Annotated in this window: 24 protein-coding genes; all 24 read right to left on the bottom strand. The window is 37.3% G+C overall.

What is annotated here, in order from left to right; genetic code table 11:
- Positions 1 to 55: 55 nt before the first annotated feature.
- The 24 genes from fabG to ACQKM9_RS04155 all read right to left on the bottom strand — a co-directional run bounded on the left by fabG (position 56) and on the right by ACQKM9_RS04155 (position 23,543).
- Positions 56 to 790 (bottom strand): 3-oxoacyl-ACP reductase FabG, encoded by a 735-nt coding sequence (gene fabG / locus ACQKM9_RS04270; protein WP_427732973.1) that lies wholly within the window; start codon positions 788 to 790, stop codon positions 56 to 58.
- Positions 791 to 794: 4 nt separating this feature from the next.
- A complete protein-coding gene (locus ACQKM9_RS04265; protein ID WP_427732971.1) occupies positions 795 to 2,417 on the bottom strand; it encodes a long-chain-fatty-acid--CoA ligase in 1,623 nt (540 codons plus the stop codon).
- Positions 2,418 to 2,430: 13 nt separating this feature from the next.
- On the bottom strand, positions 2,431 to 3,972 hold the full coding sequence (locus tag ACQKM9_RS04260) for a sodium:solute symporter family protein (protein ID WP_427732969.1): 1,542 nt from the start codon (positions 3,970 to 3,972) through the stop codon (positions 2,431 to 2,433).
- A complete protein-coding gene (locus ACQKM9_RS04255) occupies positions 3,969 to 4,193 on the bottom strand; it encodes a hypothetical protein (protein WP_427732968.1) in 225 nt (74 codons plus the stop codon). Before ACQKM9_RS04255 ends, ACQKM9_RS04260 begins: the two co-directional genes overlap by 4 nt.
- Positions 4,172 to 4,939 carry an SDR family NAD(P)-dependent oxidoreductase gene (locus ACQKM9_RS04250; protein ID WP_427732966.1) on the bottom strand — a complete coding sequence of 256 codons (768 nt, stop codon included), beginning with the start codon at positions 4,937 to 4,939 and terminating at the stop codon, positions 4,172 to 4,174. The genes ACQKM9_RS04255 and ACQKM9_RS04250 overlap by 22 nt, the downstream gene beginning before the upstream one ends.
- A gap of 17 nt (positions 4,940 to 4,956) precedes the next feature.
- Positions 4,957 to 6,087, bottom strand: coding sequence for an acyl-CoA dehydrogenase family protein (locus tag ACQKM9_RS04245; RefSeq protein ID WP_427732964.1), 1,131 nt, complete (start codon positions 6,085 to 6,087; stop codon positions 4,957 to 4,959).
- A gap of 5 nt (positions 6,088 to 6,092) precedes the next feature.
- Positions 6,093 to 6,950 carry a 3-hydroxyacyl-CoA dehydrogenase family protein gene (locus tag ACQKM9_RS04240; protein WP_427732962.1) on the bottom strand — a complete coding sequence of 286 codons (858 nt, stop codon included), beginning with the start codon at positions 6,948 to 6,950 and terminating at the stop codon, positions 6,093 to 6,095.
- The gene (locus tag ACQKM9_RS04235) at positions 6,922 to 8,103 is read right to left on the bottom strand and encodes a thiolase family protein (RefSeq protein ID WP_427733386.1); all 1,182 of its coding nucleotides are present in this window, start codon (positions 8,101 to 8,103) and stop codon (positions 6,922 to 6,924) included. Before ACQKM9_RS04235 ends, ACQKM9_RS04240 begins: the two co-directional genes overlap by 29 nt.
- 2 nt (positions 8,104 to 8,105) lie before the next feature.
- Positions 8,106 to 8,879, bottom strand: a complete 774-nt coding sequence (locus ACQKM9_RS04230; RefSeq protein WP_427732960.1) for an enoyl-CoA hydratase/isomerase family protein — start codon at positions 8,877 to 8,879, stop codon at positions 8,106 to 8,108.
- A 219-nt stretch (positions 8,880 to 9,098) separates the two neighbouring features.
- Entirely contained in the window at positions 9,099 to 10,451 is a 1,353-nt protein-coding gene (locus ACQKM9_RS04225; RefSeq protein WP_427732958.1) for a sigma-54 interaction domain-containing protein, read from the bottom strand.
- Positions 10,452 to 10,745: 294 nt separating this feature from the next.
- Positions 10,746 to 12,257 (bottom strand): cobyric acid synthase, encoded by a 1,512-nt coding sequence (locus tag ACQKM9_RS04220; RefSeq protein ID WP_427732957.1) that lies wholly within the window; start codon positions 12,255 to 12,257, stop codon positions 10,746 to 10,748.
- A 17-nt stretch (positions 12,258 to 12,274) separates the two neighbouring features.
- Positions 12,275 to 12,811 (bottom strand): cob(I)yrinic acid a,c-diamide adenosyltransferase, encoded by a 537-nt coding sequence (locus ACQKM9_RS04215; RefSeq protein WP_427733385.1) that lies wholly within the window; start codon positions 12,809 to 12,811, stop codon positions 12,275 to 12,277.
- 22 nt (positions 12,812 to 12,833) lie between these two features.
- Positions 12,834 to 13,397, bottom strand: coding sequence for a nitroreductase family protein (locus ACQKM9_RS04210; RefSeq protein WP_427732955.1), 564 nt, complete (start codon positions 13,395 to 13,397; stop codon positions 12,834 to 12,836).
- A gap of 45 nt (positions 13,398 to 13,442) precedes the next feature.
- Positions 13,443 to 14,213: a uroporphyrinogen-III C-methyltransferase gene (gene cobA / locus ACQKM9_RS04205; RefSeq protein WP_427732953.1), complete on the bottom strand. Its 771-nt coding sequence runs from the start codon at positions 14,211 to 14,213 to the stop codon at positions 13,443 to 13,445.
- Entirely contained in the window at positions 14,204 to 14,869 is a 666-nt protein-coding gene (locus ACQKM9_RS04200) for a precorrin-2 dehydrogenase/sirohydrochlorin ferrochelatase family protein (RefSeq protein ID WP_427732951.1), read from the bottom strand. Before ACQKM9_RS04200 ends, cobA begins: the two co-directional genes overlap by 10 nt.
- Positions 14,845 to 16,215 carry a cobyrinate a,c-diamide synthase gene (locus tag ACQKM9_RS04195; RefSeq protein WP_427732950.1) on the bottom strand — a complete coding sequence of 457 codons (1,371 nt, stop codon included), beginning with the start codon at positions 16,213 to 16,215 and terminating at the stop codon, positions 14,845 to 14,847. Before ACQKM9_RS04195 ends, ACQKM9_RS04200 begins: the two co-directional genes overlap by 25 nt.
- A gap of 67 nt (positions 16,216 to 16,282) precedes the next feature.
- Positions 16,283 to 17,407 carry a cobalt-precorrin 5A hydrolase gene (locus ACQKM9_RS04190; protein WP_427732949.1) on the bottom strand — a complete coding sequence of 375 codons (1,125 nt, stop codon included), beginning with the start codon at positions 17,405 to 17,407 and terminating at the stop codon, positions 16,283 to 16,285.
- Entirely contained in the window at positions 17,404 to 18,186 is a 783-nt protein-coding gene (gene cobM, locus ACQKM9_RS04185; protein ID WP_427732947.1) for a precorrin-4 C(11)-methyltransferase, read from the bottom strand. Before cobM ends, ACQKM9_RS04190 begins: the two co-directional genes overlap by 4 nt.
- Positions 18,186 to 18,893, bottom strand: a complete 708-nt coding sequence (gene cobI / locus ACQKM9_RS04180) for a precorrin-2 C(20)-methyltransferase (RefSeq protein WP_427732945.1) — start codon at positions 18,891 to 18,893, stop codon at positions 18,186 to 18,188. The genes cobM and cobI overlap by 1 nt, the downstream gene beginning before the upstream one ends.
- Positions 18,886 to 20,100 carry a precorrin-6y C5,15-methyltransferase (decarboxylating) subunit CbiE gene (cbiE, locus tag ACQKM9_RS04175; RefSeq protein WP_427732944.1) on the bottom strand — a complete coding sequence of 405 codons (1,215 nt, stop codon included), beginning with the start codon at positions 20,098 to 20,100 and terminating at the stop codon, positions 18,886 to 18,888. The genes cobI and cbiE overlap by 8 nt, the downstream gene beginning before the upstream one ends.
- Positions 20,084 to 21,196 carry a cobalt-precorrin-5B (C(1))-methyltransferase gene (locus ACQKM9_RS04170; protein ID WP_427732942.1) on the bottom strand — a complete coding sequence of 371 codons (1,113 nt, stop codon included), beginning with the start codon at positions 21,194 to 21,196 and terminating at the stop codon, positions 20,084 to 20,086. Before ACQKM9_RS04170 ends, cbiE begins: the two co-directional genes overlap by 17 nt.
- Positions 21,197 to 21,198: 2 nt before the next feature.
- Positions 21,199 to 21,849: a precorrin-8X methylmutase gene (locus ACQKM9_RS04165; protein ID WP_427732940.1), complete on the bottom strand. Its 651-nt coding sequence runs from the start codon at positions 21,847 to 21,849 to the stop codon at positions 21,199 to 21,201.
- Positions 21,850 to 21,861: 12 nt separating this feature from the next.
- Entirely contained in the window at positions 21,862 to 22,632 is a 771-nt protein-coding gene (gene cobK / locus ACQKM9_RS04160) for a precorrin-6A reductase (RefSeq protein ID WP_427732938.1), read from the bottom strand.
- Positions 22,629 to 23,543: a sirohydrochlorin chelatase gene (locus ACQKM9_RS04155; protein WP_427732936.1), complete on the bottom strand. Its 915-nt coding sequence runs from the start codon at positions 23,541 to 23,543 to the stop codon at positions 22,629 to 22,631. The genes cobK and ACQKM9_RS04155 overlap by 4 nt, the downstream gene beginning before the upstream one ends.
- Between the last annotated feature and the right edge of the window lie 19 nt (positions 23,544 to 23,562).

Raw genomic sequence — 23,562 nt, 5'->3', positions numbered from 1 at the left:
CTATATAAGTGTTTCATTCTTAGTTCATTCATAATTTGGTTTACTCAATTCCCCCTTACATCATGATTGCTCCATCTACATGAAGTACATGACCATGAATATAAGATGCTTCTTCTGATGCTAGAAATAGATATGCATTTGCAATATCTTCAGGCTTTCCCATCCTTTGCAATGGTATGGTTGCTGTCATTTTTTCAATGATTTCTTCCGGCATTTTTTTTACCATTTCCGTTAATGTAAAACCAGGTGCGACAGCATTGACATTTATACCTTTACGACCAAGTTCTTTTGCCCAAGATTTCGTCATGCCGATAATACCTGCTTTAGCAGCAGCATAATTTGTTTGTCCAACATTGCCATACACACCGCTAACTGAAGTCGTATTAATAATTTTCCCATACTGATTCGCTACCATATGCATAGCTACTTCTTGGGTACAATGAAAGACACCATTTAAATTTACATTTAATACTTCTTGAAAATCGGTTTCAGTCATTTTTGTCAGCATCGCATCTCTTGTGATACCTGCATTATTTATTAAGATATCTATACGCCCAAATTGATCTATCGTTTTTTGAACCATTGCCTTAACACTTTCTCGATTACTAACATCGACTTCTATAAATAATACTCTTTCTGCATTAAGCTTTTTTGCTGCTTCTTCACCAGCCACTTTAGCATAATCTGCTATTACTACCGATGCACCTTCTTCAAGAAATCGTGTTACTGTTGCATAACCAATGCCATTCGCACCACCTGTAACAATGGCTACTTTTCCTTCTAAGCGCATTTGATCAACTCCCTAATTGGTTCATTTGAAGTTTCTTTAATTCTTCTTCTACTAAAGTTCGTCGTAATAGCTTACCTACTGCTGTTTTTGGCAATTCATCACGAACCTCCACTATCGTTGGAAGTTTATATTTAGCAAGCTTTCCTTTGCAAAACTCAATAATTTCATTTTCATCTAGTTGTTCATCATCTTTTGGAACTACGAATATTTTCACTGTTTCACCTCGATATGAATGAGGTACACCAATTGCTACAACTTCTTTTACACTTGGATGATTGAATACTACTTCTTCTATTTCGCGAGGGTAAATATTAAACCCACTAGCAATGATGACATCTTTTTTACGTCCTACTATAAAGAAGTAACCATCCTCATCCATATAGACAATATCTCCAGTGTAAAGCCATCCATCCTTTAAAGCATTTTCTGTTTCATCCTGCATATTCCAATAACCTTTCATGATTTGTGGTCCTTTAATAACAAGTTCTCCTGGCTCATTAATAGCAAGTGTTTCTTTACTCTCTGCTATCGATACGATTTTACATTGAGTATTTGGAATAGGTAACCCCATACTACCGGGTTTCCTTATACCATTAATGGGATTACTATGTGTAACTGGAGAGGCTTCACTAAGACCATAAGCATCCACTACCTTAGCCCCTGTTAGCTGCTCAAAATGATTTTTCACTTCTACTGGCAATGGCGCTGAACCACTTATGCAGGTATGGATAGAACTAATATCATATTGTTGAATATGCTCATCATGATTCACCGCAACATAAATTGTTGGCGTACCCGGAAACATCGTAATCTGATGTTGATTAAGCAATGTAAGTGTTTCATCACTTTTAAATTTGCTCACAATATACATTGTTGATTTCAAATAAATCATGTAATTCATGGACACTGTCATACCGTAAACATGAAACAAAGGTAATACATTCAATAAACGTTCACTATATGGCTTCGCATGTACTCCTAAAAAAGAATGAGTTTGTACAACATTTGCATAAATATTACTGTGACTTAGCATGACACCTTTTGATACACCTGTAGTGCCACCAGTATATTGTAAAACGGCAATATCCTCTTTTTCATTTAGCGCTACACGCTCAAATTTTGTGTTTCCAGATTTAAATATTTCACTCAAGCTATTAGATTGATTACTATTACATCCTGATAAAAAAACATGTTTAATCGTAGTATCTCCCTTAATTGTTGGAAATTGTTCTGCTAATGTTCCATCAATAATTAGCATCGTTGCTTGTGCATCATTAATTTGAAAATATAACTCATGCTCTGTATACATCGGATTATTTTGAACAATAATCGCACCATTAATAAGTACTGCATAATAACTCACTACATATTCAATACTGTTTGCCATCATTAAGGCAACACGGTCACCTTTATTTAGTCCCTTCTGCCTTAATGCATTTGCTAACTGATGCACTTTTTTCTCAAAGCCAACATAGGTTACATTTTGATTACCTTGCACTAGAGCGATGTGATTTGGATTTTCTTTTATGGCTTCATAAAACACATCAACCATTGTTCGTTGATCAATTTCAATTGTTGTCTTTACATTTTCGGGATAACTTTTAAACCAAGTTGCATTTTGCATCATCGTTCATCATCCTTTATACATTTCTCATCGCCAAATTCACGACCTCTTTTGTCTCTTTAGAAATTTCTTCTTCAAAGTATGGTTCCCAAGCAACACGTGGTGCATCTGGGAAAATCAATGTACAAATCAACATACTTACTGCTGAAAGCCCCATACCAATTGCAACAGCTGGTATCGGTAAAACAAGAATTCCCTTCGTATTTAAGAAACTGAAAATTATATATGAAAGTGCGCCAATAATACTACCTGCATAAGCTGACTGTCTATTAGCTCTCTTCCAATATAAACCGAAGAAAATTGGGCCTATAAATGCGCACCCAAAGAAGCCAAAAACATACGCCGCCACAAGTGCAATAAATGCCGGTGGATTAATGGAGAATACAAATGCAATAATGGAAATAATAATTAATAGAACTTGAGTTATTCGAATTAAAATACCATCTGCAATTTTTTTCGTACTTAAGTTTCGATACATATCATAAGAAACTGCAATTGCAGCCTGTAAAATCATCCCGTTTGCTGTCGATAATGCTGCAGCAAAAATGGCGGCAATAAGAATACCTGCAACAACTGGATTCATATAATTCGCAATTAATAATGGCACAATTTGATCCGTTGCCATACCATTGGGCATCGTTGGAATTAATACTCTACCTCCGATTCCTATCACTAGTAAACATGAGAAGACGAATACTAAAATAATCGTTGACAATAATGGCGTATACACTGCTATTTTCACATTCTTTGATGCTAATAAGCGAGTTGGCCAATGTGGTGCTACTGCTGCACCTAAGGAATTGGAAATGAAAATCCCTAGCATTGCTGCCATCGAGAAGGTACCTAATGGACTAAATAATCCACCTGCAGCCACTGCTGTTCCACCCTCTATTGCAGGTGTATTAATCAATGCTGCTTTTTCAAAAAGTGTTGTCAAACCACCGATATTCCATAAAAGTAATCCCGCTGCTAAAGCAAGGCCAATTATTATGACAACGGTATTTAATACATCAGTTAAAGCAACAGACCATACTCCCCCTAATACTGTGAGTAAAATAAATACTAGGAATATTAAAATAGATATAAAATAACTTAAGCCCGTTACTTGAGAAAGTAAATAACCAATCCCAGTAATTTGAATTGTTACATAGCTAATATAGCCGAACACAATCATTATGGATGACCATGCTTGTAAAAAGCTTTTCTTCACATATGGCTCAAACCGTAATCGCATATATTCTGGAATAGTACGTACTGGAAACATCGGTCGACGTAACTTATACGCAATTAAAGGTAAAAGTGCTGTTGCAAAAAACCAACCTGCAAACCATCCTGTAATTCCGGCAAAACCATTTGCATATAAAATACCTGGAACACCAAGTACCGAAGCAGCACTTACCCACGTTGCAGTAAAATAAAAAATGCTCACTCCTAGGCTCATGCTCCATCCGCCAATTGTAAAATCATCTAAATCTGAACTTTTCTTATTTCCCTTTATGATGAAATAGAACAGAATAGCAACATAGACTATAGCAATTACGAATGTATACATATTCATACGCGGACCGCATCTTCAATCGTATTTTCAACTTTTTTTGGCTTAGCTCCCCATCGTTCAACTCCAGAATCATTAATGCGTTTAATAAAATAAAGTGAATATGTCCAAGGTAATACAATAACTGCAATCCAAATACTTAATGCGACCCAACCATTTGCTGGAATACCTAGAATAGTAACACTCCCTTTATATTTATTATTTAAAGCCCATATGCTCTCCATCCACCATCAAGGAAAATTGTTTCACCTGTAATATATGAAGAGGCCTCACTTGCCAAAAAAATACAGGCACCAACCATTTCATCAGGCTTTGCCATTCTACGCATCGGTGTACGATTGATAACCGATTCCTCAAAACCTTCACGTGTTGATTTGACAACCTCCACTAGTGGTGTTTCTACATATGCAGGAGCTATCGCATTTACTTGCACATCATACTCTGCCCACTCAATTGCTAATGTTTTCGTCAACATCGTTACACCGCCTTTACTTGCAGTATAAGCAACAGATCCTTTTAAACCTTGATCAGAACCTACAGATGATACATTAATGATTTTGCCAGATCTTTGCTTAACCATTACTCGACCAACAAGTTGTGCAAATAAGAATACTCCAGTTAAATTAACACTAATAATCTTTTCAAAATCTTCTAGATTCATATCTAAAGCAGCTACCTTTTTAGTAATCCCCGCATTATTAATTAAAATATCAATCTTCCCATAGGCTTCTATTGTTTTATCAATTACATTCTCAATATCTTCTTTTTTACTAATGTCACAGGTTACAATCTCGCACTGCCCACCTGCCTGTTGAATTTCACCTTGGAGCTTTAACAACTCGACCTCTGTTCGACTACAAATAACTACCTTTACTCCCGCTTCAGCGAATCCTTTAGCAATACTCCTGCCTATTCCTCTACCTGCCCCCGTCACAATAGCCACCTTATCTTGCAAATCGAACAATTTCATATTCAGGCCCCCAGTTATTAGTTCAATAGTTCATTCGCAATAATCAATCGTTGAATTTGATTTGTCCCTTCATAAATTTGCGTGATTTTAGCATCACGCATATAACGTTCTACTGGATAGTCTTGGATATATCCATTTCCCCCTAAAAGCTGAACAGCATCAGTTGTAACACTCATGGCAACATCTGATGCATAACATTTCGCCATCGACGAATACAAGGGAACTTGCTCGTCATGATTTTCTATTCTTTGACCTGCCTCATATACTAGTAGTCGTGCAGTTTCAAGTTGAATAAACATATCTGCAATTTTAGCGCGAGATAACTGGAACTGATCGATTGTTTTCCCAAATTGTGAACGCTCCTTAATATAATCACGTGCGAATTCAAAAGCAGCTACCCCAATACCTAGAGCTTGTGCCCCTACTACTGGACGTGTTTCATTGAAGACATTCATTAAAATTTTGAATCCTGCACCTTCTCCACCAAGCATATTCTTTTCCGATACACGTACATTTTCTAAAAAAACTTCTCTTGTTACTGAACCTCGAATGCCCATCTTTTCTTCTTTTTTACCGAAAGTTAATCCTTCAGTTCCTTTTTCAACAATGAATAACGTTATACCTTTTGTACGATCTTCCGAAGTACGTGTTACAAAAACATAAATTTCTGATTCACCCGCGTTAGTGATAAAAATTTTATGCCCATTTAATATAAAGTCTTTACCATCTCTTCGCGCTGTTGTTTTAACACCCGATACATCAGAGCCCGCCTGAGGTTCAGTAATACCGAAAGATCCTAACACTTCTCCAGTCGCTAATTTAGTTAAATATTCACTCTTTTGATCATGGGTTCCAGCAATTAAAAATGGTGCCATAGTTAGTGCTTGCGTTGAAAGATACACACTAGTTGAAGCACAAGCTTTTGCTACTTCTTCAATTACTGCGAGATGACTGAGGTAATCTGCCCCTACACCACCATATTCCTCTGGTACATGTACGCCAAATAAACCATTTTCCGCAAGTAACTTTATACCGGCCCAAGGTGTCTTACCTTCCTTATCCACTTTGGCAGCTTGTGGTGCTAATTGTCCCTGCGCAATTTTACGAGCCACATCACGTATCAATTGTCTTTCTTCAATTAAATTCATTATTTCTACCTCCCTTTATAATCATAAAAGCCTTTACCCGACTTCTTGCCAAGATGTCCTGCCTCTACCATCCGCTTCAATAGTGGACAAGGTCTGTATTTTGAATCATTAAAGCCCTCATATAGACTCTCTAAAGTGAAAAATAGAACATCGACTCCAACAGAATCCGTTAGTTTCAAAGGCCCAATGGGATGATTTGCTCCAAGCATTAATCCTAGATCAATTTCAGCAGGATCATTACCTTCCATCACTAGAAAAGCTGCCTCATTTAACATTGGTACAAGTACACGATTTACTGTGAACCCTGGATAATCTTTAGCTAAAATTACTTGTTTACCTATTTGCTCACCGAATTGTTGAATCGTTTCAACTGTTTTATGTGATGTATTGATACCTTCTACTACTTCAACTAAGTTCATAATAGGAACTGGGCTAAAAAAATGCATACCAACTATGTTTTCAGGTCGCTTTGTTACAGAACTAATAGCTGCAATTGATAATGAAGATGTATTACTTGCGATAATCGCATGTTCGGGTAAAAGCTCATCTAATTGCTTAAATATAGCCTTCTTTATTTCTAATTTTTCAGGCACTGCTTCGATTGCTAACAGACAGTTATGACCATCTTGTATTTTTGTTGAAAACGTAATACGATCAAGGGTTTCCTGTAAGCCATCGTTTCCCTTTAATTTGTTCACCATTTTTTCAATTTGCTTTTTCGCTCTTTCTAGCTCAAATTCTGTTCGATCTACTAAGATCACCTTGACTCCACTCTCAGCTATTACTTGTGCAATTCCTGCACCCATTAAACCACTACCAACGACTAGTACTTCTTCAAACGATTTCAATAATGGTTGCTGCACCTAGCCCACCTCCAACACATAATGAACCTACACCTGTTTTCAAACCTCTTCGCTTTAACTCATGTAATAGTGTAACGATAATCCTGGCTCCCGACGCACCCACAGGATGACCAAGTGCAATTGCCCCACCATTTACATTTAACTTTTCTTCTGGAATATTTAACTCCGTATTTACAGCTATTACTTGTGCTGCAAAGGCCTCATTAATTTCAAATAGATCAATGTCTTCTAACTTCATCTCAGCACGATCGACTGCTTTTAAAATAGCTGGTACCGGCCCGATACCCATAATGGAAGGTTGAACACCACATGTTGCTGTTGAGACAATCTTAGCTAGTGGTTGCAACCCCAGTCTTTGTAATGCTCCTTCAGATACAATCAATACTGCGGCCGCTCCATCATTTAATCCAGATGTATTGCCTGGAGTTACTGTTCCATCTTTTTTAAATGCAGGAGCGAGATTTTCCAAGTGTTTTAAAGTTGTTGCTCGAGGATGCTCATCCATATTAAAGAAAGGCTCGTTTTCTTTTCCATATATCGGGATAGGAACAATTTCCTCAGCAAAACGATTTTCCTCTATTGCCTTTAATGCTTTTTGCTGACTTTTAAGCGCATAAGCATCTTGAGCCTCTCTTGAAATGCCGTATTTTTCAACTAAGTTTTCTGCGGTAATACCCATATGATAGCCTTCAATTGCACAAACAAGCCCATCATGTAATAATGCATCCACTACTGGCGGGTTTCCCAATCTTGTTCCCCATCTACTTTCTAGCATTAGATGCGGGACGTTGGTCATACTCTCAATTCCCCCTGCAACAATAACCTCGCTTTCCCCGCATTGAATGCGATTGACTCCTTGGATAATTGCAGTTAACCCTGATGCACATTGCATATCAATCGTCATCGCTGAAACCGAAATTGGTAGACCAGTAAGAATTCCAATTTGCCTAGCAGGATTTCCTTTCAAACCAGACTTTAATACATTACCCATATATATTTCATCAACTTCTTCTTTAAGAAATGGCACATCTTCGAAAAGTGCATTCACAACAAATTCCCCTAAATCAACTGCTGAATAGTCTTTTAACGTTTTACCAAAGGATCCAATGGCTGTTCTTTTTGCCGCTACAATATACACATCTTTAACAATAATCACTACTTTCTATAATTTGGTTGTCTTTTTTCAACGAATGCCCCTAAGCCTTCTTGAGCTTCACCATTAATAAGCAATTGTTTAAATGCTTCCTGCTCTAATTGTAGACGTTGTTCTATAATTGAATATTCAATGCCTATTAATAACTTTTTAATTGATCTAATTGCTTGGTTACTTTGTGAAGCGATTTTCATTGCAATTTCTTTACTTTGTAACAAAGGATCTTCTACTACTTCACTAACAAGATTCATGGATAGAGCCATATCAGCATTGAAAAAATCTCCCGTCAATAAGTATCTGGTTGCATTTGAGCTCCCTGCTATCGTTAAAAATTTTTGCGTTCCCCAGCCACCTGGTAAAATGCCCAACTTCACTTCTGGTAATCCAAAAGTCGCATGTTTCGACACTATACGCATATCTGTCGCTAATGCGAGTTCAAATCCTCCGCCTAAACAATATCCTTCTATTGATGAAATGAAAACGATATTACTATCCGACATTTTTTTATGCAATGAGTGCACATTTTTTACGATATTTTCAATTGTCATTTCATTTGCATTTAGCATTTCCTTAATATCTGAACCAGCGGCGAAATGATGCTCTTTTCCTTGGAGAATAACAACATTAGCTAATTTCTCTTGTTCAAGGTGGTCAATTGTTTCTGTCAGTTGATGAATAACTTCACGATTTAATGCATTTTTTACCGTTGGCCGATTTAGCGTAAGTAGAAATATCCTTTTCTCTTCATCTATTATTTTCAATTCAATATATTCCAATCAAACACCTCCTTATAAACTTAGTAGCAATTTCCGTGCCAACTTCATAGCTTATCAATCTCTATTTGTAGCAACATTCTAAACATTAATGTTAATATAACGGTTCATTTCAGAACCATTAGTGGTTCTAATACAAACCAAAATAACATTTGCAAGTAAAATCGGTTCGGAAATAAACCACTTTAACCAAAATAAAAAAATCCCAAAGGAGGGATTTTTTTAAGTAATGTTATATTGATTCATCTTTCTAAGTAAGGTTGTGTGGCTAATGCCCAATACTTTTGCTGCTTTTCTAATTGAAGAGCAGGCTTGCAATGCTTTCATTATTTCATTTTTTTCTGTTATTTCGACCACTTCTTTTAATGGAGAAATTGTCTTTGTAAGCTGTTTCTGAGAAGGTTTCATATGTGTTAGTTCTTGTGGAATATTGTGCTCAAGTATTAGTGGTTCTTCAGATAAAATAACAAGTTGTTCAATCATATTTTCTAGTTGACGTACATTTCCTGGCCATTCATATTGCTTTAAAATAAGTAATGCACGTTCCGAAAACTCTAATGTTTTCTCATATTTTTTTTTGAATTTTTCAAGGAAGAAACGGCTTAAATATTCTATATCATGCTCACGTTCTCTTAATGCTGGAACCTGGACTTGAATGACATTTAATCTATAATAAAGGTCTTCACGAAATCTACCTTCTAGCACGAGTGCTTTTAGATTCTTATTAGTCGCTGCTATATAACGTACATTAAGCTGCTTTTTAACGGTGCCACCGACTCTTGTAATTTCATTTGTTTGTATGGCTCTCAATAATTTCACTTGCAAATGTAATGGCATTTCACCGATTTCATCAAGTAATACTGTTCCATTGTTTGCTACCTCAAGTAAACCTGGCTTATTTGTATTTGCACCTGTAAAAGCTCCTTTTTCATACCCAAAAAGTTCCGCTTCTATTAAATTTTCTGGTATTGCACCGCAGTTTATTTGAATATAGGGTGCAGTTTTACGCTTGCTCAAGTTATGTATATTTTTAGAGATAACCTCTTTGCCCGTCCCTGATTCTCCGAGTATCAGAATAGTCGCATCTGTCTTAGCAATTTTTTCAATAAGCTCTTTAAGATCATTCATTACTGGAGAAATACTCATAATACCTTCTGTTTTTGTAAGGTTTTCGCGAAGTCTTTCTAATTCTAAATAATTTACGGTTGAGTATTTTTGATGCTCATTAAATAATGTATTCAAGGTTGATAAATCTCTGTAGTTAGCAGCATAGCAAATAATAGTTCCTTCATCATCTCTGATAGGCTTACTCGTAATGAAGATTTCTTTACCAGAACTTAATTTTTGGTATATCGTTAAGGGGTTTTTTTGAAGAATTTGCTGAGAGTGCTTAATAATTACTCCTTCTTCTTGCAATTCTTCAGGTGTCGTATTAACAATTTGATCAATACTTACTCCTGAAATCGTTTCCACTGCAGCGTTTGCAAAAAAAACTCGCCCTTCATGATCTGATAATACAAATCCTTCATAGCTTTGTGAAATAGATTTCACTAGAAGTTCTTTTATATTCTTCATTTTACTCTCCCCCTTGAAAGCATCAATTACATAAATTTATTTTTATTAATAGATTCAAATGTTGAATCATTTTCCAAACAGAATTCATTACGTCCAGTTGTTACCAAACATATCCTAACTATACTTTACAACAATTCTTGTTGAGAAGCTTATTACATATTAAATAATAAATTCTATATATAATGGTATCCCAAATTTCCTTACAACAAGAAAACGTTTCAAATAGACGTTCTTAATAAAAAAATCCCGGCAGTCTCATCTAACCCATTTGAGACTGTACCCGGAAGTGAACATTTATATATTTTCAGATGACATAAGGTTCATGATTTCATACACTTTTTCCATATCGGTATGTTTCCTTACATGCTCCGCCAGTAACTGATAAGCATCTTCACGGCGTTGTGCATCGGTTTTAACCTCTTCTGAAATAGCAGTTAAACCCTTTTCAATTCTTAAAACATTTACTATTTCACGAGTATATTCTCGGTTATTAAAAATCCCATGGAAATATGTGCCGATAACACGTCCATCCGATGATACTGCCCCATCTAAACGGCTATCATGTAGTTTTAAAAAGGCCTTTGTATTCGAATCTTGTATTTCAGTTTGTCCGAGATGTATTTCAAAGCCAGTGAGCTCTTGACCATTAGACAATAAATTTCCAGTCATTTGTTTCGTTTTCTTTGACGCATTGAAAACCGTTGTGACTGGTAATAACCCTAATCCTTCTGAATTACGTCCATCACCTTCTATTGCTTCAGGATCTAACAATTGATCACCCAGCATTTGGAATCCACCACAAATACCGAAAATACGTGTCCCTTTTGCACGAAGCTTTTGAATTCCTTCCACAAAACCTTCATCTCGAAGCCATTGTAAATCATCAACAGTGTTTTTTGTGCCCGGTAATATAAGTAAATCCGGTGTACCAAGTTCACTTAATGACCGTACTAAACGAACGCCTACTTCAGGTTCATCAAAAAATGGGTCTACATCAGTGAAATTCGAAATTCTTGGTAAACGAATCATCGCTATATCGATGGCAAACTCTTGTTGTTTTGGTTTTTTAAATCGAAGTGATGATAAAGCCAATGAATCCTCTGCTTCAATATTAATTTCTATGTAAGGTACAACAGCTAACACTGGAATACCAGTTGCTTTTTCTAACCATTCAATACCATCATCTAATAACTCACGCATACCTCTAAATTTATTAATAATAATACCTTTTACACGTTTGCGCTCAGCTTCATCTAATAATGTGAGTGTGCCAATAATAGATGCAAATACACCACCACGATCAATATCAGCAACAAGAATTACAGCTGCATCTGCTAGATGGGCCATCCGCATATTAGCAATGTCTCGATTTTTTAGATTAATCTCAGCTGGGCTACCCGCTCCCTCTAAAACGATTATTTCGTATTCGTCTTGAAGCTTGCGTACTGACTTTTCAACAATTGGCATTGCTTCTTGAACAAAGTTGTTGCGATATGAAGTAGCTGTCATGTCTAGGAAGCGCTTACCATGCACAATAACTTCAGATACCATATCTTGCTTTGGTTTTAATAAGATTGGGTTCATATCTGTCGTTGCAATGACTCTTGCTGCCTCAGCCTGCACACCTTGTGCTCGACCAATTTCTCCTCCATCAACTGTGACAAAAGAATTCAGCGCCATATTCTGTGATTTAAATGGAACAACTTTGTATCCTTCATCCGAAAAAATACGACAGAAAGCAGTACATATCATACTTTTCCCAACGTCAGATGCTGTTCCTTGTATCATTAACGCCTTTGCGGTCAATTCCATTCCCTCTTTCCTTAAAATTCTAAACCTTTTACTGCAGGTATACCTTGTTCGTAATAATGTTTAGTAGCTTCAATTGTAGAAACTAAATCCGCTAGTTGGATTAGTTCATCTTTTGCACTTCGTCCTGTTACAACAAGATGCATTGTTTTTGGTCGATTTTGAATCGCTTCAATTACTTCTTGAAGTGGTAATACGTCGTCGATTGGGAATTTAGCTATTGCTAATGCATTATTGAGCTCATCTAACACGAGTAAGTCAATCGTTGGATCAGCAAGAGCTTCTTTTGTTTTTGTCCAAGCTACTTGTAACGCTTGTCTATGTTCATCGGGCGTTTTAGTCCATGTAAAACCAATACCCATTTGCTCCATTTCAACACCTAATTTTCGAAGGGCCAATGCCTCTCCGTATGTACGTTCTGGAGATTTAATAAATTGCATGTACCTGACATTTAAACCCCGACCTACTGCTCGTAATGTAACACCTAGCGATGCAGTTGTTTTACCTTTACCATCCCCAGTATACACCAAAAATAGACCTTGACGCGCCATATAAATCCCCCCTAACTTTCTTTTATAACCACTTAGTTTTTTCTTCATAAGAAGTACGTTTAGTCGGTGAGACTTCACGACCTTCTTCTGGATAACCAATGAAAACTGTACCAATCACTTTTTCATTTTCAGGAGAACCGATAAAATTTAACATACGTTCATCATGTACTAAACCGACACCTCGTGTACGCCATACAAATCCTAGTCCTAATTCTTTTGCAGCTAACCACATTGAATGGATGGCACAGCACACGGCAAAAATATTATCCTCTGAATCATCAGGTTTATCTGGTATTTGATCCGCTGTTACAACTATGCCAACAGGTGTTGTTGTAACTACTTTTAAAGAGCTCTCAACTAAATGAGGTTTTGTAGGGAAACGTTCTTGTAAATAAGCTTCCGCCATTGCTTCATAGCGAGTCATTGCTTCACCTTGGATAACATAAAAATTCCAAGGTTCGCGTAAACGATCATTTGGAGCAAATGTTGCAGCTACTAATAATTGTTCAATTTTCTCTTTTTCAACAGGCTTGTCCTCATAGTTACGGATTGCACGTCGCTCTTTTAAAACTTCTATAATAGACATTTATTTATCTCCTTTTCATTACTATCTATAACAGTTCACTATATCTTATTGCACGACAACAGAAAGCTGTTTTTCATACCATTTAATTTTATCTCGCATTTGAACAACTTCACCAACTAATACCATCGATGGGTTGTGGTACCCTTCATTAACAACTAAATCATGAATATTTTCTAATGTCCCTGTTAATGTTCTTTGATGTTCTGTTGTACCCCATTCTATAACTGCCACTGGGGTTTTTGCCTCTTTACCATGGGCAATTAATTGAGCGCTTATATAGGCTAAATTACCGACACTCATATAAAAGGCAATCGTATCGATTCCATTAGCCAAAGCATCCCAGTTTAAATGGTCTTGTCCTTTATCTTCTCTACCATGACCAGTAACAATGGCAAAGCTTGATGCATATTCACGATGAGTAACCGGTATCCCTGCATAGGCAGGTGCTGCTATTCCAGCAGTAATACCTGGTATAATCTCATATTCAATACCGTTTTTGGCTAGTACTTCTGCTTCTTCTGCTCCTCGACCAAAAACACAAGGATCTCCGCCTTTTAATCTAGTAACCGTTTTTCCCTCTGATGCTTTTGAAACTAATAAATCATGAATTTGATCCTGAATTAGGTGATGCTTCCCTGGTGACTTTCCACAGAAAATCAGTTCAGCGTCCTTTTTTGCATGTTCAAGTAATTTCGGATTAACGAGTCTATCGTATGCAATAACATCAGCCTTTTGAATACATTCCACTCCATAGACTGTTATTAGTCTTGGATCGCCTGGACCTGCACCTACTAAATACACTTTTCCTACTGCCATGGCGCAATCCCCCTTGTTAAATATTGTTGAAATAGCTTATCTCGTTCGACTATTTTACTTTCTTTCGTTAAAGTTAAAAATTCCGACCTTAATAGAGCTTCTAATAGTTGCTTCTTACATTTTTCATCGATCACATTCGTTAATACTTCCGTACGAGCGTTTTGCAAAAATGCCACGTACTCTTCGTAATAGTCATCAAATTGAAGAGATAAATCATCTTTTAGTTTCTTTGCTAAACCTGGATTTGTACCAGAAGTTGAAACTGCAATTGTTAAATCTCCTCGTCTCAATGTTGCAGGTACTATAAAGTTACTTCCACTTGCGTCATCTACTATATTCACAAGTTGATGTGCCATGGCACTTTCCTTAACTTTTGCATTAACATCTGGAAGATTCGTAGCAGCAATAATACAAAAAGCATCTTCTAAATCAGAAACTTCAAATGACTTTTCAAACCATGTAATGAGACCATTACGCCATTTTTCTTGCAGTTTCTCATGTAGTACTGGGCTAATGACAGTAACAATGGCTCCGGCATTTAATAGTGATGTTACTTTCCGATTTGCCACTTTGCCTCCACCAATGACGACACAATATTTACCTTTCAACTGAAGCATGATTGGATAATATGTCATTGTTGTTGATGTCTCACACATGCATTCACCCACTGCTCTACTAATTCAGGGTTTGATGCGAAGTGGAAATGTGTATATCCTGCAACTAAATTCCCGTTTAAATAACCTTCTGCCTTTTTACCAAAACGCCCAGTTGTTTCATATGCTGGTTGAATTTCCTCTGAAGCTTTAAAAGTGGAGTAATGGAATTCATGCCCTTTAGCCATTTGATTTTCATCAATTATGAAGTTATGTGGAGTGCCGGTAATATCACGATACCCAAGTGCAGCAAGCTTTTCTTGCATTTGTACAGCGCCAGGAATGATACCAGTCATTGGATATGTATTGCCTTTTGTATCTGAAATAGAATCTGTTAAATACATAAATCCACCACACTCTGCTAAGGTAGGCATTCCACTTTTCACTGCGTGTCGTATTGAATGTTTGACAGCTTCTTGTTTTGAAAGCTCCGCCGCAAATTCTTCTGGGAATCCCCCTCCTATGTATAGTCCATCCACATTTTCTGGTACTACTTCACCATTTACTGGTGAGAAGAAAACAAGTGATGCACCGTATGCTCTTAATAACTCTAGATTTTCTTCATAATAAAAATTGAAAGCAGCATCCTTTGCTACAGCAATTGTTATGCCTCTAGCATGTCGTTGGTCAAATAATCCAGTAGAGAAATGCGCAATTTCAGAGGTTTTTGCCAATTCATATATGCGATTTATATCGACTGTTTCTGAAATGAGCGATGCAAGTTGGTCAAAGAATGGATTCAATTCACCGCGTTCAATAGCAGGTATCAAACCTAATTGTCGACTTGGAATATCAATACCCTTTTCGCGTTTTAAATATCCTAGTACAGGAATACCACACTCTTGTTCAATGGCGGCCTTAACTATTTTATAGTGATTTACACTACCAACTTGATTGGCAATGACCCCTATAATATTTGGCGTATCCGAAAGTATTTGGAATCCTTTAACGATGGCTGCTACACTACGGGCCATACTGGCACAATTAACGATAAGTAATACAGGACTATCCGTGATAACACTAATTTCAGCTGTAGAGCCTGCATCATTTAGCGGACTTTTACCATCATAAAACCCCATAACGCCTTCAATAATGGAAATATCTGCTCCTGAACTCGCACGGACTAGCATTTCCTTAACGGTTTCATGATCAAACATCCAGCTATCTAGATTACGAGAAGTACGGCCGGTTACCGCTGTGTGATATGAGGGATCTATATAATCTGGACCACATTTGAATCCTTGCACTTGATAACCTTGCTTTTGCAAAGCAGCCATTATCCCAATTGTAAACGTCGTTTTTCCAACGCCACTTCCTGTACCTGCAATTACTAGTCTTCTTGAACTCATCACTTATCCCCCGAGATTGCAATTAAAACCGGCATAAACAACCGGTTTTAATGAGCAATTGATACTATTAATCATGTGACATGACGGCAACTGAAATGGTTGTGTTACCTGATTTTTTCTTTACTAATGCTAAATCATCTGAACTAGTATATAAGCGAACTGCTGGTTCACTTACACCATAAGCACCTGTATATTTGAACACAGTATCAGATGGTGCTTCGATTGTGGCAATATTCAATTCAGATGGTGTGTAGTACTTAAAATCCCATCCATATTTTGCGACAATTTGAAGGAAACCTTGCTCATCTTTTTTTAGATCGATGGTACATAGTGCTTTGACACTTTTAATCGAAATTTGAAGTTCTTGCAAAGTTTCCAAAATAACTTGTTCAATCTCTTCTGAAGATGTTCCGCGATTACAGCCCATTCCGATTACGACATTCTGCGGACGATACACAACACCATTTTCTAATATGGCTTCTTCAGCTTTCGTTAGCAATCGGTGCGTAATGATTAATGCCCCTTTTGGCTTTGCCTCTAGAGCTTTTGTAATGCTCGGATATTGTTTGATGTTTTCTGGCATAGGTGTTTGTAGATGCCACCAGTTTTTCTCACCAGATTCTTGAACAATCGCAACAGGTTCTTCATTTACTACGGAGGCGCTTACAGGTGTTAACTTATCTGCTGAGTCCCAAACCCAGCCAAAGCGAGAACCGAAAAGGTCTACGGGAATTGTTTTTTGAACATCTGATGCAGTTGTAATAACTGCACGAGCATTTAATGCAGAAGCTACTTCATGTGTTAATTCATTTGCTCCACCTAAATGACCTGATAGAACACTGATGACATTTTCCGCACGGTCATCAATGACTACAACTGCAGGATCTGTCTTTTTATCTACTAAAATAGGTGCAATCATACGTACGACAGCACCAAGTGAAATTATCATGATGATACCTTTATATTGTTTGAATAGTGTTGGTAACAACATGCGTACACTTCCTGTAAATAGTTGAATATGCTTTTGTTGTTCATCACCTTGTTCAAATTTACTCATATAGTATACGTCTGAGTGTACAAATGATCGATGTAAATTACGTGCTGTTTGTACACCGTGCTTCGTTATAGCAACAATGGCAAATTGATTATGTTGAACTACAACCGGTTCTATACCTTCTTGTAATTCAATCATTGCGGCTTCACACCTTTTCGGAATCCGTGAGTAAATGTTGCATCGTATAATTTTGAACGGTACTCATCTTTATCATGAATATTAGGATCAAGCGCCCAACCTGCTAAAATCATTGCATGTTTACGAATTCCATTTTTACGCATATCTTCATCTAAGTTTATCAATGTAGTACGAACGATTTTTTGATCTGGCCAAGAAGCTCTTTGTATTACGGCAATTGGCGTCTCATCGCTCCAACCTGCTGTTTGTAGTTCTTTGACAATTTTCTTTGTTAAAGTAGCGCTCAAAAATAATGCAATTGTACAATGGTGACTTGCTAAATCACTCAGTTTTTCAAATTCAGGTACTGGAGTACGGCCTTCTGCACGAGTTAAAATGAGTGTTTGCGTTAAATCTGGTATTGTTAACTCAGCTCCAATAGCAGCAGCTGAAGCGAAAACTGAGCTGACACCAGGTATGACTTCTGCATGAATATTTTCCTTCTTAAGTAATGCTAGTTGTTCCATTGTCGCACCGTACATTGCAGGGTCACCTGTATGGATGCGAGCTACGGTTTTTCCAGCATTCACTCGGTCAACGATGACACCGACCATTTCTTCTAAATGCATACCTGCTGTTTTAATTACTTCGGCTTCTGGTTTTGCTTTTGCAATAAGCTCGTCATTTACTAGTGAATCTGTATACATCACTACATCTGCCGTTTGTAAAATATTTAAGCCCTTTACTGTGATTAAATCTGGATCTCCAGGACCTGCGCCAACTATGTATATTTTTTTCATTATTTACGCACCACCATTAATGTTAAGTATTCTAGCTCTGCATCTTCTAATTCATCCATTGTCCAAATGACTTCCTCATCCGAGGTAACTTTTGTTACGACTGAAGCTTTGTCAAATAGATTTAATTCTTTTAAAACTTGAATCATTAGATCCATTACCTTTGCCACTTTAATGAATACAACAGCATCATGGTCTTCAAGTGCTTTTTTCATAGCAGCATAATCATTGGTAGCTGGAATAATCGCAACATGGTCATCCCCATCAGCAAGTGCAATCCCTAAACGTGATGCTGAACCGTTGAAAGATGATATACCCGGTACTGTTTTAATCTCTATTTCTGGGTGCAATTCTTGCATCAACTTCATCATATGAATGAATGTACTATAGAGTAGAGGATCGCCTTCAGTTACAAAAGCAACGTCTTTGCCCTCTTGTAATTTTTCATATACTAGTTCAACTGCTTTATTCCACTCTCTATCAAGAATCTCTTGATCCTTCGTCATAGGGAAAACAAGACCAAGCATATCTTTTTCACCCGGACGAATGTATACATCAACAATGCGTTGTGCATAACTTTTACTTCCTTTGCGTTTTCGCGGATAAGCGATAACTGGTGATTCCTGAATCACACGGAATGCTTTAACTGTAATAAGTTCAGGATCTCCAGGACCTACTCCTAGACCGTATAAAGTACCAAAATTACTCATGGATGTCTTCCTTTCGTTTAGCCGTAATTATATAGATTGGATTCAATGGTACAAATCGTTTCATACCTAAAATTGGTTTACTTCTAGAAATTTGGGCATGTATAATAGATGTTTCAAAACCAAACTCCTCAAATGCTTCATTCGCGCGATATAAATTTTCGATGGTCGCAGCATTTAAAACAATTCTTCCACCTTTAGTTAAACGCTCACAACATGCTTTTAATAGATCCTTCATGTTACCACCTGTACCACCGATGAAAATGGCATCTGGATTCGGGAATGTATCTAGACCTTCAGGCGCTTTGCCATGTATCGCTGTTAAATCTGTACGGAATTTCCGTTGATTTTGTAGGCAATTTTCAAGATCAACTTCATTTTTTTCAATGGCAAATACTTGTCCTTCTGGTGCAAGCTTTGCAGATTCAATAGCCATTGAACCTGTACATGTACCGATATCCCAAACAATACTGTTACTCGTTAATTGCATGGCATATAAACTTAGGACACGAATTTCTTTTTTTGTAATCAGCCCTTTATCAGGTTTACGTTGTGAAAATTCTTCATCATCAATGCCTAATGTCCAGTTAGGGCTTAATCCTACTTTTTTTAAAATGACAACATTTAATGGAGAGAACTCAAGGTTTTTCATGTCCTCTAATTCAAACCAACCGTATTTTTCACCTTCACCTTGTATGTTTTCTGCAACAAAAGCGCGATATTCTGTCATACCAAAGGATAATAAATATTCCGCAATTACACTTGGGCTATTATCAGAATCCGTTAACAAAGCAATTTTCGATTTGCCATCAATCTTCTGCGCTAAGCCCTTCATACTTCGTCCATGAACACTTATTAAATACGCATCTTGCCAACTCTCACCCATTTTTGAGAAAGCTAATTGAATGGAACTAAAATAAGGATAAACTTCGACATCTATTTTGCTTGCTAAATAACCACCTAGACCGTAAAACAAAGGATCTCCTGACGCTAAGATGACCGTTTTACGCGTTTCATTTTTCAATTGTTCTACTAGAAATTTCAACCCACCTTTTACAACAATTTTTTCGCCCATATAATATGGAAAGAATTCAAGTAATCTTTCTCCGCCTACCAATACTTCACTTTCTTCAATCCACGAAATGTATTGAGGTAACAAACTCTCTTGTCCGTTATCTCCAATTCCGATCAATTTAATCGATTGAGTCAATACAATCAGCCCTCCCTAATAATTGTCCTTTCATGGAATAAATGGCAGTATCCATTATAAGTCCTCCTCGCACATGGTTGAGAGACGCTGAACAACATGCTTCACATAAATGATTGAAAAATTGATCATAACCAGCTTCCATCATCATCTCACCAACTTGAGAAGCTGTATTTGCTCCTACCACTTCTTGCACTAGCTCATCAGGTGCTCCGACGTCTTTTGCAAGTTCTGCCATGAATTCAAAATTAATTGCGGCACTTTTCGAGTGAACCATCATGACACCTTGAGCAACTTTAGAGAATTTTCCCATCATACCTACTAATGACACTCTTTTAACTCCTAGACGTTTACAGTGCTTTAATGAAAAACCAACAAAATCACCCATCTCAATAAAAGCTTCCTCAGATAGTCCTTCATATTGTTGCATGCCATATTTTTCACTTCGACCACCTGTTGTCAACACGACATGTTCACAACCCATGGCAACTGCTACACTAATCGCCTGAACAATACTGGCCATATAAGCCGAACTAGAAAAAGGTACAACGGTTCCTCTAGTACCTAAAATAGAAATACCTCCGATAATTCCCAATCGACCATTTAACGTCTTTTTTGCAATTTCTTCTCCATTAGGAACAGAAATGACAACTTTTACTCCACGGTCAATTTGAAATTCATCTAGCGTTTCTTGGACAGTAGTGTTCAACATTTTCCTTGGGACTGGATTAATTGCAGCTTCTCCAACAGGAACAGGAAGACCCGGCTTGGTCACTCGTCCCACGCCGACTCCTCCATCTAAAATTATTCCAGGTTGATCACCCCAGCTGACAGTAGAAATAATCAATGCTTTATGTGTTGCATCTGGATCATCTCCAGCATCCTTTATCGTCTCACAACTTACTGAATTTCCTACAAAGGTATTTTTCTCTATGGTAAATGTCGCATCTCGGCCCACCGGCAAATGGATCGTTGCTGTTTCTTGTGCTTCGCCAGTAATAAGAGCCGTTAAAGCTGCTTTTGTTACTGCTGTTGCACAAGCACCTGTTGTATAGCCATGACGCATTTGCGATGGATCTTTTTTCTCTTTCTTTTGCATTGTTAAGCCTGGTCAGCTAATAATGAGATGGCATTAAGTGCAGCAACAGTTACGGTACTACCACCTTTGCGTCCAAGGTTCGTAATAAACGGTACTTCTGTGATTTTAGCTAATTCTTCTTTTGATTCCGCAGCAGATACAAAACCAACAGGCATTCCGATAATTAAATCAGGTTTTACTACACCTTCTTTAATTAAGCGAATCAATTCAAGTAATGCAGTTGGTGCATTTCCAATTGCGTAAATACCACCCTCATGTAAATGCGCAGCTTTTTGCATTGACATAATGGCACGTGTAGCACCTGCTTCTTTTGCTGCTTTCGAAACATCTTCATCAGAAATGTAGCAATATACATCTCCTCCGTGTTTTTGGAAACGTTTATGTCCTGTACCACTTTCAATCATCTGCACATCAGCGATAACTGCTTTACCAGAACGAATAGCTCTAATACCCGCTTCAATCGCATCTGGATGAATGATGACTGAGCGACCTAAATCAAAGTCGGCTGAAGCATGAATAATACGACGAATGATTTTCCATTCATCTTCAGTAAAATCATGCTGACCATATTCCTCTAAAATAGTAGCAAAACTATGTTCGTAAATTTTATCTGGATCAACTGTTAAAGGTTTAAAATCTGTTCTAAAATCCATTTGGACTGCCTCCTAAATTTGGGAAAGTTGAGTTTGTAATGCTTGAATTACATCTATAAAAGTAGAATGAACATTCTCATAAGCTACTTTCGGTCTTGCAATCATAATTGTTTCAATGCCACATTCTAGAGCTGCTGTTAATTTTTCATCAACTGAACCTACTTTGCCACTTTCTTTTGTAATCATTAAAGTGACACCGTATTGCTTATAAAGTGCCATATTAAGCTCTTTTGAAAATGGACCTTGAATAGCAACAATATTCTTTTGCTCTACACCAAGCTCTGCGCATTTTTCCATGTTATCTAAACGTGGTAGCATACGGGCAATGACTCTTGTATCCTCTAAACCTAATAACTTCTCAGTAAATGTACCAAGTGTTTTACTGCCAGTTGTCAGCATGATGACACCACGTTTTTTGGCCGCCAAATTCGCTGCTTCCTCGTAGTCTTTTACTAAGATTAATTTGTCATTTTCGAATTGCTGACTTTCACGTTCATAACGGATATATGGCACACTTGCTAATCTTGCACCCTCTAGCGCGTTTTTTGATGCCTCTTCTGCAAATGGATGTGATGAATCAACTACAGTTTTTAGATTTTTTGATTGAATAAATTGAGCCATATCTTCAGCTGTTAGACGTCCAATATGTGTTTCTATATTTGCTTCAACTAAACTTTTTGCAGCTGATTCAGTGACAACAGTTGCTAAAATCGGGTATCCAATTCGTTGTAACTCTATCGCCAATTCTCTTGCATCGCTTGTTCCTGCTAAAAACAAAATCATTTTACAGTACCAGCATGTTCGTGATCATGTTCATGGTGGTGGTCATGATCGTGGTGGTGATGATGGCCGTGTTCATGATCATGGTCATGATGGTGATGATGCTCTACAAATTCCATTGCATTGATACGGTATTGGCAAGTATCACAGTTCATTTTCACATCACCTTGAAGTGATTCTACAACTCTATCTGCTAATACTGTTTTTAGTTCAGCATGATAACCGAAGTAAGCCGCTAATTTCACTTCTAATTCAGGGTACGTAGTTTGATAACTTAAAACCATTTTTTCCATACGTTCCATCAGAATACCTGTGAATAGGAAGTAAGGAAGCATAATTACTTTTTTTGCTCCGAGTTGCTGACATCTTTCAATACCTTCCTCAACTGTCGGGTAAGTTACACCCATAAATGCACATTCTACTGTACGAACATTTAACTGTTCCCAAAGCATACGGGCAATTTTATAAAAGTCACTATTAGCATCTGGGTCACTACCACCACGTGCGATTAATAAAATAGCTGTATCTTTATTTTCCTCTTCATGATTGAAACCAGCTTCTGTTAACCGCTCTTTTAAAATTGAGAAAATGGATTCATGTACACCTAGTGGACGACCATATGTAATTTCTACAGTAGGATATTTTGCTTTACCTTCGTCAATCGCTGCTGGAATATGAATTTTCGAATGTCCCGCTTGTAATAAAATAATCGGAATAACATGGATGTCTGTTGCACCTTTAGCAACACAATTATCAATTCCCTGCGCAATGTTTGGTGATGCGAATTCTAAAAAACAAGATTCTACTAGTAGTTGATCATCTAAAGTTGGCTTTAATTGCTCAACAAATTTGTTAACCTCTGCATTACCTTCTGCTAAACGACTACCATGACCTACGAATAATATGGCTTTCATAAATACAATTCCCCCTTAG

This window comes from Viridibacillus sp. NPDC093762 (assembly GCF_050279675.1).
Classification (GTDB): Bacteria; Bacillota; Bacilli; order Bacillales_A; family Planococcaceae; genus Viridibacillus.
Note: the sequence above shows the minus strand (reverse complement) of the source record. Positions and strands in the feature narration are given on the sequence as shown.

Excerpts from the sequence above, each read along its gene's own strand:
- cobI (WP_427732945.1), bottom strand. The coding sequence starts at position 18,893 with ATGAGTAATTTTGGTACTTTATACGGTCTAGGAGTAGGTCCTGGAGAT.
- ACQKM9_RS04250 (WP_427732966.1), bottom strand. The coding sequence starts at position 4,939 with ATGAAATTGTTCGATTTGCAAGATAAGGTGGCTATTGTGACGGGGGCA.
- ACQKM9_RS04245 (WP_427732964.1), bottom strand. The coding sequence starts at position 6,087 with ATGAATTTAATTGAAGAAAGACAATTGATACGTGATGTGGCTCGTAAA.
- ACQKM9_RS04165 (WP_427732940.1), bottom strand. The coding sequence starts at position 21,849 with ATGGATTTTAGAACAGATTTTAAACCTTTAACAGTTGATCCAGATAAA.
- ACQKM9_RS04255 (WP_427732968.1), bottom strand. The coding sequence starts at position 4,193 with ATGGAGAGCATATGGGCTTTAAATAATAAATATAAAGGGAGTGTTACT.
- ACQKM9_RS04155 (WP_427732936.1), bottom strand. The coding sequence starts at position 23,543 with ATGAAAGCCATATTATTCGTAGGTCATGGTAGTCGTTTAGCAGAAGGT.
- ACQKM9_RS04265 (WP_427732971.1), bottom strand. The coding sequence starts at position 2,417 with ATGATGCAAAATGCAACTTGGTTTAAAAGTTATCCCGAAAATGTAAAG.
- ACQKM9_RS04225 (WP_427732958.1), bottom strand. The coding sequence starts at position 10,451 with ATGAAGAATATAAAAGAACTTCTAGTGAAATCTATTTCACAAAGCTAT.
- cobK (WP_427732938.1), bottom strand. The coding sequence starts at position 22,632 with ATGATTTTGTTTTTAGCAGGAACAAGCGATGCAAGAGAATTGGCGATA.
- ACQKM9_RS04260 (WP_427732969.1), bottom strand. The coding sequence starts at position 3,972 with ATGAATATGTATACATTCGTAATTGCTATAGTCTATGTTGCTATTCTG.
- ACQKM9_RS04190 (WP_427732949.1), bottom strand. The coding sequence starts at position 17,407 with ATGATTGAATTACAAGAAGGTATAGAACCGGTTGTAGTTCAACATAAT.
- cobM (WP_427732947.1), bottom strand. The coding sequence starts at position 18,186 with ATGAAAAAAATATACATAGTTGGCGCAGGTCCTGGAGATCCAGATTTA.
- ACQKM9_RS04200 (WP_427732951.1), bottom strand. The coding sequence starts at position 14,869 with ATGTGTGAGACATCAACAACAATGACATATTATCCAATCATGCTTCAG.
- ACQKM9_RS04170 (WP_427732942.1), bottom strand. The coding sequence starts at position 21,196 with ATGCAAAAGAAAGAGAAAAAAGATCCATCGCAAATGCGTCATGGCTAT.
- fabG (WP_427732973.1), bottom strand. The coding sequence starts at position 790 with ATGCGCTTAGAAGGAAAAGTAGCCATTGTTACAGGTGGTGCGAATGGC.
- ACQKM9_RS04215 (WP_427733385.1), bottom strand. The coding sequence starts at position 12,811 with ATGGCGCGTCAAGGTCTATTTTTGGTGTATACTGGGGATGGTAAAGGT.
- ACQKM9_RS04195 (WP_427732950.1), bottom strand. The coding sequence starts at position 16,215 with ATGAGTTCAAGAAGACTAGTAATTGCAGGTACAGGAAGTGGCGTTGGA.
- cobA (WP_427732953.1), bottom strand. The coding sequence starts at position 14,213 with ATGGCAGTAGGAAAAGTGTATTTAGTAGGTGCAGGTCCAGGCGATCCA.
- ACQKM9_RS04210 (WP_427732955.1), bottom strand. The coding sequence starts at position 13,397 with ATGTCTATTATAGAAGTTTTAAAAGAGCGACGTGCAATCCGTAACTAT.